The following is a 15665-nucleotide window of genomic DNA, read 5'->3' on the forward strand; positions in this document are numbered from 1 at the left end:
CTTATCTCATCTGGCCGCCGGGCAAAGAGCGAAGGAGAAGACCATGATCTCACCCCAGCAATTGCGCGCGGGCCGCGCCCTTCTCGGACTCGGCAAGGCGGAACTCTCCCGCCAATCGGGCCTGTCGGTGGAAGCAATCGACCAGGCGGAACTCGACGGCGCCAACTGGGACGACATCACCAGGCTCAAGAAATTCCTCGAGGGCGCGGGCATCGCCTTCATTGCCAATGGCGACGATGGCGGCGGACCCGGCGTGCGTCTGACCCGGCCTCAAGGCGGAGCTGATGGGATAAGACCCGAAAACCTCAATGCCACCAATGACGGCTAGAGCGCGATGCGTCCTTTTGGACGCACCAGGACGCTCCATCTTATTGAAGCAACGAATCATTCCTTTCGAAAATCGATTCCGATTTTCGGGCCGATGGGCAAAGCCGTCCGGCCCGAATCGGAACTGCTGTCTTGAGCGCCTTCATCTTGGTTCGCAAAATCAGCCTGGCGGCGCTCACGACAAGGCCGCCAGGCTGACGGGACGGGCGAGAAAACCGGCCGGGCAACTCATCACGGCAAGCTGTCTGAAGCTGCAAAGGATTGCCCCCTTGCCACGGCAGGTCCTTAATTAAAAGCACTGGAAGAAATATCTTCAAACATATGTTTTTATGATTTTTTTGACCATCTACCGTCCATCCCCTGCTGCCAGTAGGTCAGCGCATGCCCTTCGCCACGCAGACGCTTCCATTCACTCCGGGCAAGGGCAAGCTCATCATTGTCATGGCCATCGAACATGACAACGACGCGCTTGTAGCCCTCGACAGCATCAACGGGCGCTCCACCGACAAAGAAGCGGATATCGGCCCCATTGCGGTTTTCAGAACCGGTGGTCAACAGGATCGGCTGTTCGGCGCCGTCAGCCTCATCGTCACGCCCGTGCGGCAGAAAGCTTGTGTCGCTATAGGTCCATAGCAGGCCATCAAAATGGGCGCAGCTTTCCTCATCCTTCAGCTTGAGACCGATGCGCCAGCCGCGTTCCAGGCTCTTCTCGACAAGCGGCGGCAAGGCATCATCACAACGTGCTTCCGTCAGGTGATAAAACAGAACTTCGGTCACAAAGCACTCCAGGCATGACGATCGGGTTTGATCGCCGCATGATAGTGTGCCGGGGGAGATCAAGGCAACACCGGACAGGCCCGCCTGTAGCTGGACATGATTTTTCCAGATTTGCAGGGCAAAGCGACACCTCAAGACCTGCGAGAAACGGCTGTTCACGCGGATTTCATGGCTGCAGGAGTTGACCGAAGGGGCCACATCCATGAAAAAAGCAAATCAACCCGTCGCCTCGCCACATGAGTCCTTGCCAGCCCGGCCATGGAGATTTCATTTGCCCACGATCCCCTCGCCCAGTGCCGGTTCCAAAGGACGGGAGACCGAACTGAGTTCAGCACGCGCCCTTCAGATATTCTGGATAACCCTGGTCGCCTGGTTACTGCTGCTGCTGCTGTTCTATTTTGTTCCGCAGATCGACACGACAATCGCCCGCTCCTTTTTCCAGGAGGCGCAGTGCAGCTCCGATAGCAAGACGCTTTCCGTCTGCGGCGTTTTCCCCTATGCGCAAAATGCGTTTCTGAACGATCTTCGCGGGATCTTCTTCTATCTGCCGCCTGTCTTCGGCGTCTATCTGCTGATCCGCCTTGCGGTCATGCGCCTTGACCGCCGTGCAGGCTATGATGCTGCGCTGGGGCGCCGGATCATGGCAGGCATCGTGTCCCTGCTGCTCGGCCCGGCTTTGCTCGTCAACGGACTGCTGAAAGAGTTCTCCCATCGCCCCCGCCCACGCAATACCGATCTCTTCGGCGGAACACTGAGCTTCGTTCCCGCCGGTGATTTCTCCGGCGCCTGCGGTTCGAACTGCTCATTCATTTCTGGAGAGGCAGCCGGTGCGGGATGGGTGTTCTGCTTTGCCCTGTTTCTGCTACCACCGCGCGCCCGTGCCGTGCTCATGCCGCCGCTCGTTGCAGCCGCGTTGATAGCGCCAGCAATGCGTGTCGCCTTTGGTGGACATTATTTTTCAGATGCAGCACTTGGATGGCTTTCATCTGTCGTTATTTTTTCCGGGATCTGGTATCTTTTCACGCGGCACGAAGCAGCACGTCCGGCTTCACCGATAACGCACGAGACGCAAGGCAATATATGAGCATTCCGATATATGCGGTTGCTCACACAGGGATATTCGGTTCGGCGCATATGAAAATTCTTGAACGCTATATCATGGCCCGGACTTTTCGCATGGTGCTGGCCGTGCTGCTGCCGGTCATGGCAATCCTGTGGCTCACCCAGGTGCTCGGTCGCATCAATCTGGTCACCGACAACGGCCAGTCAGCCATGTCATTCCTGACTCTCGCCACGCTGATCTTGCCCACGGTCGTCCCCACGGTTCTGCCCTTCGCGATCGTGCTCGCCGCCGCCCAGACGCTGACGGCGATGAACAATGATTCCGAGCTGGCAGTCATGGACGCTGGCGGCGCGCGGCGCAGCATCATCTACCGGCCGATTCTGTTGCTGGCCGCGGCGATGTGCGTTTTTTCATTCTCGCTGATCAATTACATCGAGCCCGCGTCGCGCGGTGAAATCCGGAAGGTGATTGCCACCGTCTATGCCGACCTCCTGTCGTCCGTGATTGAGGAAAAGACATTTCGCGAAGTCGATGACGGCCTCTATGTGCAGATCTCCGAACGCCTGTCGGGCCGTGTGCTGCGCGGGCTTTTCGTCGCCGATTACCGTGATCCCGCCAACCCTTACATCTATTATGCGCAGGAAGGAGCGGTCGATTCGACGGGCGGCCAGCTGATCATGAAGGACGGGCAGGTCCAGAGACAGGATGCCGCCGGCAATGTTTCGATCATCCAGTTTGATTCCTACAGCTTCGATCTTTCCGAGCTGACCAAGGACCGCAGCCAGACGGGTCGGCGCCCGTCTGACCGGGACCTGAATTTCCTGCTCAACCCCGGCAACGATCCCGATTATCTCAGGCGACCCGAGGTCTACAGGGCCGAGCTGGCGCGCCGGCTGACGGACTGGACCCTGCCCTTCATCTACGCCCTCTTCACCATCGTCATTGTTGGTGACGCCCGTTCGCACCGCGAAAAGCGCGTTCCCCCCATGGCAAGCGCTTTCGGCCTGACACTGGTGCTGCGACTGATCTCGCACTTCGCCGCCAATGAGGCCGAAAACACGCCTGCACTTATCTATCTGATATACGGACTACCGGTGATCTGTCTGGTAATTGGCGTCGTGCTTCTGCTGCGGCCGCACAAGCTCCGGACCAGGCCCTCATGGACCCAACGTCTGCGTGAACGCTCCGGCAGAGGCGACAAGGCAACGGGAGCCGCATCATAATGCTGTTTTCAACCCTCGGCCGCTATTTCCTCCGGCGCTATATCATCACCATTCTCTGGTTCTTCGGTGGTATCTCCTCACTGATTCTGCTGATCAATTTCAGCGAGACCGTCGGCAGCATCGGCAGTAATGTTGATAATGGCATGCTGATCGCAGCCGCCATCACAGCGCTGCAGATGCCAGCAATGCTGCAACAGACGATCCCCTTCATCGCGCTGTTTGCCTGCATGGTCACCCTTGTCACCCTGAACCGGAAATACGAGCTCGTCGTCACGCGCGCCGCGGGCATCTCGGTCTGGCAATTCATGCTGCCATTCGTGTTTGGCTCATTCCTGCTTGGCCTCGTCAGTGTCATGGGACTGAGCCCGCTCAACGCCTGGTCCCAGCCAAAAGCCCTGCAGATGCAGACCATGGCATCGGGGAAATCCAGCCAGGACAGCAAGATCGTTCCATGGCTGCGGCAGCGCACGGGTGATCAGGATACCATTATCGGCGGGCGCCAGATCATTGATGGCGGCACGGGCCTTGCCGATGCGGTGGTGATCTATTTCGACAGCAACAACCGAATCACCCTCAGACAGGATGCCAAGATCGCCCGTCTGGGCGATGGCTGGTGGACGCTTTCGGATGTGACCGAGATTCGCCCGGGTGAAGTCTCCGTTCACCGTGATACCGCCCGTGTACAGACGAATCTGGACAAGGAATTCGTTCAGCAGAGCCTTGCGCAGCCCGAAATGGTGAGCTTTTTCGACCTGCCGCGCAAGATTGACGCGGCCAAGCAGTTCGGCATTTCGACCAAAGGCCTTGAGACTCAGTATAACTATTTGTTATCCTTACCGATACTTTTGATCGCCATGACATTGATCGCGGCGACGGTTTGTCTGAAATTCTCTCGGTTCGCACAGTCCCCTGTCGTGATTTTCGGTGGCATCCTGTCGGGCTTTCTGCTTTATGTGGTCAGCGTGCTTGTGAAGGCATTTGGTAGCAGCGGCGTTCTACCGCCGATATTGGCGGCGTGGATTCCGGTGATTGTAGCGATGGCGTTGGGTTTGACCATTTTGTTGTATCAGGAGGACGGTTAGCAGTGGCTCTGCGTATTTTGAGCAAACACCGTCTTGCAGGCCTGCTCGTCTCGTCCAGCCTCGTTGCGCTGTCGATGGCGACGGGTGGTGTATTCAATGCGGCCCTCGCCCAGAGCCTGCCCGCTCTGCCCTCGCAGTCCTCTGACAGTCAGGCCCCCTTCCTGCTGACGGCCAATGAACTGGTCTACAATCACGACAGCCAGAAGATCATGGCCATCGGAGGCGTGCAGATTGCCTATAATGGTTATCGCATGGTGGCACAGCAAATCGAATATGATCAGGCGAGCGGCCGGCTGATCGCATCAGGCAAAGTCGAGATAGTCGACAGCAGCGGCAACAAGATGCATGCCGACCGTATCGATGTGACCGACGATTTCGCCAATGGCTTTGCCGATTCGATCAGCATGCGGACGGCCGACAACGTCGCCATTGCCGGGCAAAAGGCCGAGCGCCTCGACGGCAACAAGATGATTGTCGACAAGGGTATCTACACCGCTTGCGTTCCCTGCTCGGAGACACCCGACAAGCCGCCGCTCTGGCAGATCAGGGCCGAACGCGTGATTCAGGATGGCGTGACCCACACGGTGCGGCTGGAACATCCGAGTTTCGAGATTTTCGGAAAGCCGATCGCTTTGCTGCCGTCGATCTCGGTGCCCGATGGCACGGTCAAGCGCAAGGCCGGCTTCCTGTTTCCATCGATCAATTCGAGCAGCAATCTGGGCATTTCCTATTCCCAGCCCTACTACCTGCCGCTGACCCCGAGTTCGGATGTCACCTTTACCGGGACCGGCTATACGCAGCAGGGCTTCATGCTCGAAGCGGAATACCGCCAGCGCTATGCGAACGGGACTCATACGCTTCGTCTCGCCGGCATATCCCAGGCCAACCCTGACAGCTTCGATTCCGGGACCGCCGATCAAAGCGTTGAGAATCGCGGCTTCATCGCATCGAAGGGCAGCTTCTCCATCAACCCGCGCTGGGTTTTCGGCTGGGACGTGATGGCCCAGAGCGATAATGATTTCGCCAATACCTACAGCATTTCCGGCTACGACGACGATACCTTCAACAATCAGGTCTATCTGCAGGGCCTCGGCAAGCGCAATTCCTTCTCCGTCACAGCGAACTATTTCGACGTGCAGGACGCAGACACGCATGATGCAAGCGAGAAAAAGCAGGCAACAGCGCTGCCGACGATCGACTACCAGTATTACGCCCCGGAACCGGTCTATGGCGGTGAGCTGTCGGTCACCAGCAATCTGACCAACATCAACCGGCGCGAATCCGATATTGACAATACCTCCGTCAACACCCGATTCCTCGGCCTTGAAGGCGACAATGCGCGGCTGACGACTGAAGTTCAGTGGCAGAAAACGTTGATCGGGCCGGCCGGGCTGGTCATGACTCCGCTGCTCGCCCTTCGGGCTGACGGCAATTACATGGATGTGACCAATCCGAATGACGTCAGCAATGTCACCTATCCTTATGCCGGCAATTTCAACAATTCCAACACGGCAGCGCGCGGTCTCGCCACGGCGGGTCTTGAAGTGCGCTATCCCTGGCTGCTGACAGACGGCAGCAATTCGAACATCATTGAGCCGATCGCCCAGATCTATGTGCGCAACAATGAGCAATATGCCGGCGAACTCACCAATGAGGATGCCCAGAGCCTTGTGTTCGACTACACCAACCTCTTCAGCCGCGACAAGTTCTCCGGCTATGACCGTGAGGAAGGTGGAACGCGCGCCAATGTCGGCTTCCGTTACACCGGTTCGTTTCAGGATGGCATCCTCGTCAACGGTGCATTTGGTCAGTCCTATCAGCTGGCTGGACTGAATTCCTATGCAACGGATGACCTCACTGGCGTCGGGATTGATTCGGGCCTTGAAGATGATGTCTCCGATTTTGTCGGTGGCGCTTCCGTGAGCTTCCCCCAGGGGATTTCGCTCAATGCCGGCGCGCGCCTGGACAAGGATTCGCTGGCGCTGAACCGTACCGATGCCGGCCTTGCATTTGACGGTGACTGGCTTGCCACGGCCTTTGCCTATAGCGCCGTCGACGCTCAGCCGGGCTACGCATATGAAACGAGCAGTCGCGAGATAAAATCGACGGGCAAGGTAAAGCTGGACAGCAACTGGTCGGTATCCGGTTCATTTACCTGGGATCTTGAGAACAATGTGATGACCCGGCGCTGGTTCGGCCTGACCTATGAGGACATCTGCACGAGCTTCTCGATCGTTTACCGGCAGAAATGGGACACCAGCAACGCCTCGGCCGCAACCTGGCAGATCGGTGCCCAGCTGACACTGCGCACGCTCGGTGACATCGGATATGGCAGCACCGATGGCGACAACTTTAACTAGCAGGCGACACAACTATAACTAGCATTAGATCGTCTTGCTTTTGCCGTTGTATTTGGGCATTTGGTTGTGATGCGATAAATGGATCTGCGTCACACTTGCGACGAAGACCTGAGTGAGAGAGTGTCGGCGCGCCGCAGGACTTCGCCGACAAAACGGTTCCAGGAAAGGAAACGCTATGAAAACCGCTTCATTTGGCCTTGGCGCGATCACCGCCGTGCTGATCGCAATCGGCGGTATGACGGCCGCTCCCGCCCCCACCCGCGCTGCCACGGTCGATATTGCCGTTATCGTCAACAATGTTCCGGTCACGAATGACGATATTCGCCGACGCGCAGCCTTGTTGCGCGTCATGGGCGAAAAGGGCGACCTGAACAAGAAGGCGCGCGAAGACATGATCGATCAGGCGCTGAAGCAGGCGGAAATCGCCTTTCGCGGCATGTCGGTCACCACGGCGGATGTCGACCAGTATTACCAGGGATTCGCCAAGGCGAACCATATGACGACCGCGCAGCTGACACAGGCCATGAACCAGATCGGCGTCGGCGAAGCGCATTTCAAATATTATATCGCCATCACGCTGAGCTGGCAGCGCATTGTCGCGGCCCGTTATGGACAAAGCTCGACGCTTACAGATTCGCAGTTCATTCCGCAGCTTGAGGCCTTGGAGAAGGAGGGCAAGAAGCCCGAAACCACCGAGTATCAGCTGAAACGGATCGTCTTTGTCGTTCCCGAATCGCAGCGCAACAGCCTGCTGGCGAAACGTCAGCGCGAAGCCGAACAGGCAAGGCCGAAATTCCCCGGCTGCGATGACGCGATCACCTTTGCCGCCGGCCTGCATGATGTGACCGTCGTCGATGTCGGCCGCTATCTCGAGCCGCAGCTGCCCGACCCCTGGGCCAAGTCCCTGAAGGACGCCAAGGGTGATACGGGCTCGGTCTTCACCACGCCCGCGGGCGCGGAATTTCTCGCGATCTGCTCCAAATCGGTTGCCAATGACGATTACACGGCCCGTCTTCTTCTGAGCCAGAAGGAAGATGCCAGCATGGATGACCGCAAGAAGGAAAGCGACGCCTATCTCAAGGAACTTCGCGACAAGGCGCAGATCGTCACGCCTTCGAAGTAAGTGGTAAGATCGAATGGACAGCAAGCTTCCGCTCGCGCTGACACAAGGCGATCCCGCGGGGATCGGCCCGGAACTGGCAGCACGTCTGTGGTTTGAACGCCGTGAAAACGGTGTCGCCCCCTTCATCTATCTCGGCGACCCGCGCATTCTTGTCGAGCGGGCCCGGATGATCGGGATTGATCTGCCCATAGCGGTCTCAGCGCCTGAAACCGCGCTCGCCACCTTTGATACGGCTTTGCCGGTGTTCACCATTGATGCCGGCATCCCGGTTCAGCCGGGCGAACCGGACCCGCGATCGGCGCCGGGCACGATCAGCGCCATCGAAACGGCGGTGCGCTTCACCATGCGCGGCAAGACGGCAGCCGTCGTCACCAATCCGATTGCAAAATCCGTGCTCTATCAGTCCGGTTTTTCCTATCCGGGCCACACGGAATTTCTGGCGGCGCTTTCGCAGGGCGAAACCGGTCAAGCCGTCATGCCGGTGATGATGCTGGCCTGCCCGCAGCTGCGGGTGGTGCCGATCACCATTCACATTGCGCTGTCGCGGGTGCCCGATAGCCTCACCGCTGATCTGATTGTCGAGACCGCCCGCATCACGGCGCATGACCTGCGGGTGAAATTTGGCATTGAGCGCCCGCGTCTGGCCTTTGCCGGGCTCAACCCGCATGCGGGCGAAGATGGGGCAATGGGCACGGAAGAACAGACGATCATCCGTCCAGCTCTCGCCAGCCTGCGCGATGAGGGGATTGACGTCATCGGTCCGCTTCCGGCGGATACGATGTTTCATGCCGCCGCCCGCCAGAATTATGATGTTGCGCTTTGCATGTATCACGATCAGGCGCTGATACCGGTCAAAACGCTGGGCTTTGATGATGGCGTGAATGTCACGCTTGGCCTTCCATTCATCCGCACATCACCCGATCACGGCACAGCCTTCGGCATTGCCGGCAAGGGCGTTGCACGGGTCGAGAGCCTGCTTTCGGCCGCAAAGATGGCGGCTGCCATGGCGGAGGCGTCGAAATGAGCGCCATTGATGACCTGCCGCCGCTGCGTGACGTGCTGGCCACCCATGGGCTGAACGCGAAAAAGGCACTCGGACAGAATTTTCTTCTCGATCTCAACCTGACCCAGAAAATCGCCCGCACGGCCGGTAATCTCGAAGGTGCCCATGTTATCGAGGTTGGTCCCGGGCCGGGCGGGCTGACGCGGGCAATCCTGTCGCTTGGCGTCGCAAAGCTGACGGTGATCGAACGCGATCCACGCTGCCTGCCGGCGCTTCAGCAGATTTCCGATCACTATCCGGGTAAAGTCGAGATTATCGAGGGCGACGCGCTGAAGACCGATTTTGCCGCACTGGCCAGTGGCGACAAGATCAAGATCATCGCCAACCTGCCCTATAATGTCGGCACCCAGTTGCTGGTAAACTGGCTGCTGCCGGAGGCCTGGCCACCCTACTGGACGTCGCTGACGCTGATGTTTCAGAAGGAAGTCGCCGAACGTGTCACGGCTGATGCCGGCGACAGCGCCTATGGCCGCCTTGGCGTTCTCGCAGGCTGGCGCACGGATGCGAAAATAGCCTTCGATGTCCCGCCCCAGGCCTTCACGCCGCCGCCAAAGGTAACGTCAAGCGTTGTCCATCTGACGCCACTCGAAACGCCGATCGCCGTCAAAGCGCAGACGCTGGAACGCGTGACCCATGCGGCCTTCGGCCAGCGGCGCAAAATGCTGCGACAGAGCCTCAAGAGCCTTGGCGGCGAAGCATTGCTGGCCCGCGCAGCCATTGAGCCGACGCGGCGCGCCGAGACGCTGGATGTCGCCGAATTCTGCAGGCTGGCGGCAGCGCTTGAAGACTAGAGCGCCGTGCGTCCTTTTGGACGCACCAGGACACTCTATCTTATTGAATCTACGTATCATTCTTTTCGAAGATCGATTCAGATCTTCGAGCCGATGCGCTGATCACAAGGCAAGAGTGCGTCTGCCTCCGAATGGCCGAATGCGCTCTATTCACCCTTCAGCAGCATGTCGACATGATGCGGGATGACATTCTGATAGGTCCGTTTAGCCCGTTCGGCAATCATGATCGAACGCACCTGATCATAGGCCTCTTCAAGATTGTCATTGATGACGACATATTCGTAGTCGCGCCAGCGCTCGATCTCGCCAATCGCATTTTTCAGCCGGACATCCATCGCCGCCTTGCTGTCCTCGGCCCGCGCCTGCAGACGCGCTTTCAGTTCCTTCATCGAAGGCGGCAAAACGAAGATCCCGACGACATCATCAGGCATCTGCTGCTTGAGCTGCTCGGCGCCCTGAACGTCGATATCGAAAAGCACGTCCCGGCCGGCGGCGAGTGACTTTTCAACCGCAGCTCTGGGCGTTGCGTAGTAGTTGCCGTGAACCTGGGCCCACTCAAGAAAGGCGCCCTCGTCGCGGCGCGTCTTGAATGCCTCTTCGCTCATGAAGAAGTAGTGCACGCCTTCCTGCTCGCTCTTGCGGATCGGCCGCGTGGTCGCGCTGATGGACAGGTCAATCATCGGATCCTCGGCCAGCAGTCTGCGGGCAATCGTCGATTTCCCCGCGCCTGATGGTGCAGCCAGAACCAGCATCACGCCTCGACGTTTAACGGTTACGCTTTGATCGGCCATTCAGCCCCCCATCCTATTCGACATTTTGAACCTGTTCGCGAAGCTGGTCGATGACCACTTTCAGTTCGAGACCGGCCGTTGTCACCGCAACGGCATTCGATTTCGAGCAGATCGTGTTGGTTTCACGATTAAATTCCTGCGCCAGAAAATCAAGCTTGCGCCCGCAGGGCCCGCCTTCTGCCAGAAGCGTCCGCACGGCTGCCACATGGGCATGCAGACGGTCGATCTCTTCCTGCAGATCGGCCCTGGTCGCCAGAAGCGCGGCTTCGGCATAAAGCCGGTCCGGATCAAGCGAGGGCTGGGCATCGACAAGACGCGCCACCTGCTCGCGGAGCCGCAGGGCAATTGCATCGGCACTGCGCGACGGGTCCTGCTCAACCCGCACCGTCAGCTGCTCGATCCTGTCAATCTGCCCGAGAAGCACGGCGGCAATCTTCTCACCCTCGGCCCGGCGCATGTCGACAAGGTGCGAAAGCGCTGCGTCGAAACCGGCAAGAATGGATGCATCACGCGCGGCAAGGGCCGCATCATCCTCTTCCGCTTCCTTGAAATCGGCAATTCCGCGAATGCCAAGCAAACCTTCCAGCGAAAGCGGCGCCGGATCGATCCTGTCGCCGAGCCTTTCCTTCAGTGCCAGAACCGCGTTCAGCACGGTCTCATTGACCACCAGATCGAGCCGGCTGTCGGCAAGCGAAACCGAAAGCGCAATCTGCAGATTGCCCCGCGTCAGCAGCGTTCCGGCGCGCGTTCTGAGCTCGGTTTCGAGATGTTCAAAACCGGAAGGCAGGCGAAGTCGGAGGTCAAGCCCCTTGCCATTGACCGAACGCAGCTCGAAACTCCAGCGATAACGCCCTTCCTGGCCGCTGGCGCTTGCAAAGCCGGTCATTGACTGCACAGCCATGTCTTAACCTCCCGATGCGGCGCCATGACAGCGCCGGAAAACCACATTACGCACGAATCAAAGCCGTTGCTGCCCGGATCATACGCAGTTTGAGGGCCGGCGCGAATGGTGCGGCTTTACCGCACCATGCCGCCGATCGCCCGCGTCAGTTCTGCTGTTTGCCCGCCTCGAGCTTACGCCACTTGGCAACATTGGCGTTGTGCTCCTTCAGCGTCGAGGCAAAGGCATGCCCGCCGCTTCCGTCAGCGACGAAGTAGATATCCTCGGTACGGGCGGGATTGGCAACGGCCTCCAGCGAGGCCCGCCCCGGATTGGCAATCGGCCCGGGCGGAAGCCCCTTGATCATATAGGTATTAAAGGGCGTATCCTTCTCCAGATCTGACTTGTAGATCGGTGTGTCGGACGGCTTGCCATCACCGCCATAGATCCCGTAGATCACGGTCGGATCGGATTGCAGACGCATGCCCTTTTTCAGCCTGTTGATGAAGACAGCCGCAACCCGCGGGCGCTCGTCGGCAATGCCGGTTTCCTTCTCGACAATCGAGGCCAGCGTGACAAATTCTTTCTTGTTCTTGATCGGCAGATCGGCGTCACGCTTCAGCCAGATGGAATCGACCAGTGCGGACTGCCCCTCTTCCATCTGCTGAACGATCTCTTCCCGGCTGGTTCCGCGTGAGAATTTATAGGTCTCCGGCATCAGGCTGCCTTCCGGCGGCAGCTTTGCCGGCAGATCGCCGCTCAGCTCCTCATCGGCCGAAAGCCGATCAAAGACCTGTTTGACGGTGAGCCCTTCGGGGATCGAAATGCTGTAGAGAATCGACTTGCCTGACTGCAGCAGATCGGCAACCTCCTGCATGGAGGAACCAACCTTGATCTCGTAATCACCGGCTTTCAGCGTTTCACCATCACGGAACCGCGCGGCGGTGACATAACGGAACACCCGCGAATCGGTGATGATTCCGCTTCTCTGCAATGCCGTCGAAATCTCCGCCAGCCCCGCCCCCGAACGCACGGTAAAGGTCGCATTGGCCTTCAGCGGTCCGGCCTCACGGTAGGTCGATGTTGCATAGAAATAGACGCCAACGCCGCAAATGCAGGCCAGGACGGCAATCGACATCAGGAAATTCAGGAAAATAACCAGCTGGCTCTTGGCACGGCGCGAGTGTTTGGCCGTCGGCTGGGGTACCTTCTCAGGACGAAGTGCTTCGCGTGCCGATTTCGGCACGATCGGACGCTTGTTCCGCTTCGGTTGATCACCGTTGTTGTTTCCGGGCTCGCTCACCGGATCTCCTTCATCTATGTCACCCAAAACGCACCCGGCCCTCGACGGGCCGGCATGCATCTTCGTGTTTCGATCTCACAAGGCGAAAGGGACTATGCGCGCAAAACGGCGCGAACATGTCGGCGATGCAACAAAATCCCGTAACGCACTGATCAATCGGCAAAACGCTTCAGGACCAGCGATGCGTTAGTGCCGCCGAACCCAAAAGAATTGGAGAGTGCAATGTCAATCCTGCGCTTGCGCGCAACCTTGGGAACCAGGTCAATCTTCGTTTCACGCTCGGGGTTATCGAGGTTGAGCGTCGGCGGGGCAATGTTGTCGCGAATGGCAAGCGTTGCGAAAATCGCCTCGATCGCACCAGCAGCCCCGAGAAGGTGGCCGGTCGCCGATTTCGTCGACGACATGGAGACCTTGGCAGCATCGTCGCCCATCAGACGCTCGACAGCACCAAGCTCAATCGTGTCCGCCATGGTCGATGTGCCATGCGCATTGATGTAGTCGACATCAGCGGGCTTTATGCCGGCGCGCTTCAGCGCCATGGTCATGCAGCGGAACGCACCCTCGCCATCCTCGCTCGGCGCGGTGATGTGATAGGCATCACCCGAAAGTCCGTAGCCGACGACTTCGGCATAGATCTTTGCGCCGCGGGCCTTGGCGTGTTCCAGCTCTTCGAGCACGACCACACCCGCGCCCTCACCCATGACAAAGCCGTCGCGGGCGACATCATAGGGACGAGACGCGCGCTGCGGATCATCATTGAAATCGGTGGACAGTGCCTTGCAGGCCGCGAAACCTGCCAGCGCAATGCGGCAGATCGGCGATTCGGCGCCACCGGCCACCATGACGTCAGCATCGCCGAGGCCGATCAGACGGCTGGCATCGCCAATGGCATGAGCGCCGGTCGAGCAGGCGGTCACGACAGCATGGTTCGGTCCACGCAGCTTGTGCTTGATCGAAACGTGACCCGAGGCCAGGTTGATCAGGCGGCCGGGAATAAAGAATGGTGAAATACGGCGCGGTCCGCGATCGCGCAGCGTGTAGCCGGCTTCGACGATACCCTCGAGACCACCAATACCCGAGCCGATCAGCACGCCGGTCGAAATCTGGTCTTCATCGGCCTCAGGATGCCAGTCAGCATCGGCCAGCGCCATGTCGGCTGCGGCAACGGCATAGGTAATGAAGGGATCAACCTTGCGCTGTTCCTTCGGCTCCATCCAGTCATCGGCATTATAGGTGCCATCGGAACCATCACCGACAGGAATGCGGCAGGCGATCTTGGCTGGCAGGTCCTCGACCTCAAACTCGGTTACCCGGCGAGCGCCATTTGCGCCCTCAATCAGCCGTGACCATGTGGGTTCAACACCGCAACCAAGCGGGGATACCATGCCAAGGCCGGTGATAACGACTCGTCTCATCGTCGGATCCACCCTCGTTTCAAGGAGCCCCCGTCGACGGCCCTTAGTGCCGCCCTGACCCCTTACGTCGTTTTGCTATTATGTCTGCACATAAACGGCCAGAACTGTCATGCCAACCCGCCGCCTATGAAAAAGGCCCGGCAAAGCGGGCCCGATGGGGTAGATTTCCACTGAATTGGAAATCTACCCGAAACATTCCTGAAGAATCAGGCCTGTGCCTTCTCGATGAACTTGATGGCATCGCCAACGGTCAGGATCGAGTCAGCAGCGTCATCCGGGATTTCAACGCCGAACTCTTCTTCGAAAGCCATGACCAGCTCAACAGTGTCAAGCGAGTCAGCGCCCAGATCGTCGATGAAGCTTGCGCCTTCGACAACCTTGTCGGCGTCAACGCCCAGATGATCAACTACAATTTTCTTAACGCGTTCTGCGATATCGCTCATGTCGGTTTCCTCGACCTGTCTCAATTTCTCAAGGGATGCAAACGCATCCGCCAACGTTACGCCAGCCTTTCCCTTTGGAACGGAAGACACGGCAGCCTAAAGATCCTGTCTCGATTCACCAGTCCGGAAGACATTCCGACACGGTAGAAAAAAGAAAGGTTCAATCCAGTCTCGGCCCGCTTACCATGGTTTATTCACGGCGCAAAGCCTAAAAAGCGCCCCAGGCCGCGTCGACGGGCAAATGCCCGCATTCAACACGCGGCAGGAGGCAGCTTTGGTCAGATCATCGCCATACCGCCATTGACGTGCAATGTCTGTCCTGTGACATATCCGGCCTCATTTGAGGCAAGATAGGACACGGCAGCGGCGATATCATCGCCGTTACCCATCTTGCGCATCGGGACGGCGGAGAGAATCGCGTCCTTCTGCTTGTCGTTCAGCTTATCCGTCATTGCCGTCTCGATGAAGCCCGGCGCAACACAGTTGACCGTGACATTGCGAGGCGCCACTTCCTGCGCCAGCGACTTGGAAAAGCCGATCATGCCCGCCTTTGACGCGCAATAATTCGCCTGACCGGGATTTCCGGTCACGCCAACGATCGAGGTGATGTTGATCACCCGGCCGAAACGGCGGCGCATCATCGGATGCATAATGGTCCGGGTCAGCACGAAGGCTGCCGAAAGGTTGACGGCCAGCACGCTGTCCCAGTCGGCATCGCTCATGCGGACGAACAGGCCGTCCTTGGTGATGCCGGCATTATTGACCAGAATATCGACGCCACCGAGATCAGCTTCGGCCTTTTCACCAAGCGCCTTGACGGCGTCGCGATCAGACAGATCCGCCGGAAAGGCGAAGGCACGCTCGCCGAGTTCGGCGGACAGAGCCTCAAGCTTCTCGGCACGCGTGCCGTGGAGGCCGACCGTGGCACCCTGACGATGCAGCATGCGGGCGATTGCCTCTCCGATGCCACCGCTGGCGCCGGTTACGAGAGCCTTGCGGCCGGTAAGATCCAACATGGATGTCT

The 15665-nt window shown here is 58.7% G+C and carries 15 protein-coding genes; 8 read left to right on the forward strand and 7 right to left on the reverse strand.

What is annotated here, in order from left to right; genetic code table 11:
- Nucleotides 1–43: 43 nt before the first annotated feature.
- Complete coding sequence (locus HCK86_RS08025) at nucleotides 44–328, forward strand: DNA-binding protein (protein WP_176083951.1); 285 nt, start codon at nucleotides 44–46, stop codon at nucleotides 326–328.
- A gap of 326 nt (nucleotides 329–654) precedes the next feature.
- Here the strand turns inward: HCK86_RS08025 and HCK86_RS08030 are convergent, their stop codons facing one another.
- Entirely contained in the window at nucleotides 655–1104 is a 450-nt protein-coding gene (locus HCK86_RS08030; protein ID WP_176083952.1) for a DNA polymerase III subunit chi, read from the reverse strand.
- A gap of 202 nt (nucleotides 1105–1306) precedes the next feature.
- Between HCK86_RS08030 and HCK86_RS08035 the strand changes: the two genes are divergently transcribed.
- From HCK86_RS08035 to rsmA, 7 genes are all read left to right on the forward strand, one after another.
- Nucleotides 1307–2188, forward strand: a complete 882-nt coding sequence (locus HCK86_RS08035; protein ID WP_246739510.1) for a phosphatase PAP2 family protein — start codon at nucleotides 1307–1309, stop codon at nucleotides 2186–2188.
- Nucleotides 2189–2238: 50 nt separating this feature from the next.
- Nucleotides 2239–3390: an LptF/LptG family permease gene (locus HCK86_RS08040; RefSeq protein WP_176083953.1), complete on the forward strand. Its 1152-nt coding sequence runs from the start codon at nucleotides 2239–2241 to the stop codon at nucleotides 3388–3390.
- Entirely contained in the window at nucleotides 3390–4472 is a 1083-nt protein-coding gene (gene lptG / locus HCK86_RS08045) for an LPS export ABC transporter permease LptG (protein WP_176083954.1), read from the forward strand. The genes HCK86_RS08040 and lptG overlap by 1 nt, the downstream gene beginning before the upstream one ends.
- Before the next feature lie 2 nt (nucleotides 4473–4474).
- A complete protein-coding gene (locus HCK86_RS08050; protein WP_348641054.1) occupies nucleotides 4475–6832 on the forward strand; it encodes an LPS-assembly protein LptD in 2358 nt (785 codons plus the stop codon).
- 175 nt (nucleotides 6833–7007) lie between these two features.
- Nucleotides 7008–7955 carry a peptidylprolyl isomerase gene (locus tag HCK86_RS08055; protein WP_176083955.1) on the forward strand — a complete coding sequence of 316 codons (948 nt, stop codon included), beginning with the start codon at nucleotides 7008–7010 and terminating at the stop codon, nucleotides 7953–7955.
- Between the two features lie 13 nt (nucleotides 7956–7968).
- A complete protein-coding gene (gene pdxA, locus HCK86_RS08060; RefSeq protein ID WP_176083956.1) occupies nucleotides 7969–8979 on the forward strand; it encodes a 4-hydroxythreonine-4-phosphate dehydrogenase PdxA in 1011 nt (336 codons plus the stop codon).
- The gene (rsmA, locus tag HCK86_RS08065; protein ID WP_176083957.1) at nucleotides 8976–9809 is read left to right on the forward strand and encodes a 16S rRNA (adenine(1518)-N(6)/adenine(1519)-N(6))-dimethyltransferase RsmA; all 834 of its coding nucleotides are present in this window, start codon (nucleotides 8976–8978) and stop codon (nucleotides 9807–9809) included. The genes pdxA and rsmA overlap by 4 nt, the downstream gene beginning before the upstream one ends.
- Nucleotides 9810–9955: 146 nt before the next feature.
- Here the strand turns inward: rsmA and gmk are convergent, their stop codons facing one another.
- From gmk to fabG, 6 genes are all read right to left on the reverse strand, one after another.
- The gene (gene gmk, locus HCK86_RS08070) at nucleotides 9956–10600 is read right to left on the reverse strand and encodes a guanylate kinase (RefSeq protein ID WP_176083958.1); all 645 of its coding nucleotides are present in this window, start codon (nucleotides 10598–10600) and stop codon (nucleotides 9956–9958) included.
- Nucleotides 10601–10613: 13 nt separating this feature from the next.
- Nucleotides 10614–11501, reverse strand: coding sequence for a YicC/YloC family endoribonuclease (locus HCK86_RS08075; protein WP_176083959.1), 888 nt, complete (start codon nucleotides 11499–11501; stop codon nucleotides 10614–10616).
- A gap of 145 nt (nucleotides 11502–11646) precedes the next feature.
- The gene (gene mltG, locus HCK86_RS08080; RefSeq protein ID WP_176083960.1) at nucleotides 11647–12843 is read right to left on the reverse strand and encodes an endolytic transglycosylase MltG; all 1197 of its coding nucleotides are present in this window, start codon (nucleotides 12841–12843) and stop codon (nucleotides 11647–11649) included.
- 92 nt (nucleotides 12844–12935) lie between these two features.
- Nucleotides 12936–14198 (reverse strand): beta-ketoacyl-ACP synthase II, encoded by a 1263-nt coding sequence (gene fabF / locus HCK86_RS08085; RefSeq protein ID WP_176083961.1) that lies wholly within the window; start codon nucleotides 14196–14198, stop codon nucleotides 12936–12938.
- A 206-nt stretch (nucleotides 14199–14404) separates the two neighbouring features.
- Entirely contained in the window at nucleotides 14405–14641 is a 237-nt protein-coding gene (locus HCK86_RS08090; protein ID WP_141147342.1) for an acyl carrier protein, read from the reverse strand.
- Between the two features lie 278 nt (nucleotides 14642–14919).
- Entirely contained in the window at nucleotides 14920–15657 is a 738-nt protein-coding gene (fabG, locus tag HCK86_RS08095) for a 3-oxoacyl-[acyl-carrier-protein] reductase (protein ID WP_176083962.1), read from the reverse strand.
- Nucleotides 15658–15665 lie beyond the last annotated feature (8 nt).

The organism is Martelella sp. HB161492, assembly GCF_013184775.1.
GTDB lineage: Bacteria > Pseudomonadota > Alphaproteobacteria > Rhizobiales > Rhizobiaceae > Martelella.

Excerpts from the sequence above, each read along its gene's own strand:
- gmk (WP_176083958.1), bottom strand. The coding sequence starts at position 10,600 with ATGGCCGATCAAAGCGTAACCGTTAAACGTCGAGGCGTGATGCTGGTT.
- HCK86_RS08055 (WP_176083955.1), top strand. The coding sequence starts at position 7,008 with ATGAAAACCGCTTCATTTGGCCTTGGCGCGATCACCGCCGTGCTGATC.
- HCK86_RS08090 (WP_141147342.1), bottom strand. The coding sequence starts at position 14,641 with ATGAGCGATATCGCAGAACGCGTTAAGAAAATTGTAGTTGATCATCTG.
- HCK86_RS08025 (WP_176083951.1), top strand. The coding sequence starts at position 44 with ATGATCTCACCCCAGCAATTGCGCGCGGGCCGCGCCCTTCTCGGACTC.
- HCK86_RS08040 (WP_176083953.1), top strand. The coding sequence starts at position 2,239 with ATGAAAATTCTTGAACGCTATATCATGGCCCGGACTTTTCGCATGGTG.
- fabG (WP_176083962.1), bottom strand. The coding sequence starts at position 15,657 with ATGTTGGATCTTACCGGCCGCAAGGCTCTCGTAACCGGCGCCAGCGGT.
- lptG (WP_176083954.1), top strand. The coding sequence starts at position 3,390 with ATGCTGTTTTCAACCCTCGGCCGCTATTTCCTCCGGCGCTATATCATC.
- HCK86_RS08035 (WP_246739510.1), top strand. The coding sequence starts at position 1,307 with ATGAAAAAAGCAAATCAACCCGTCGCCTCGCCACATGAGTCCTTGCCA.
- HCK86_RS08075 (WP_176083959.1), bottom strand. The coding sequence starts at position 11,501 with ATGGCTGTGCAGTCAATGACCGGCTTTGCAAGCGCCAGCGGCCAGGAA.
- fabF (WP_176083961.1), bottom strand. The coding sequence starts at position 14,198 with ATGAGACGAGTCGTTATCACCGGCCTTGGCATGGTATCCCCGCTTGGT.
- pdxA (WP_176083956.1), top strand. The coding sequence starts at position 7,969 with ATGGACAGCAAGCTTCCGCTCGCGCTGACACAAGGCGATCCCGCGGGG.
- rsmA (WP_176083957.1), top strand. The coding sequence starts at position 8,976 with ATGAGCGCCATTGATGACCTGCCGCCGCTGCGTGACGTGCTGGCCACC.
- mltG (WP_176083960.1), bottom strand. The coding sequence starts at position 12,843 with ATGCATGCCGGCCCGTCGAGGGCCGGGTGCGTTTTGGGTGACATAGAT.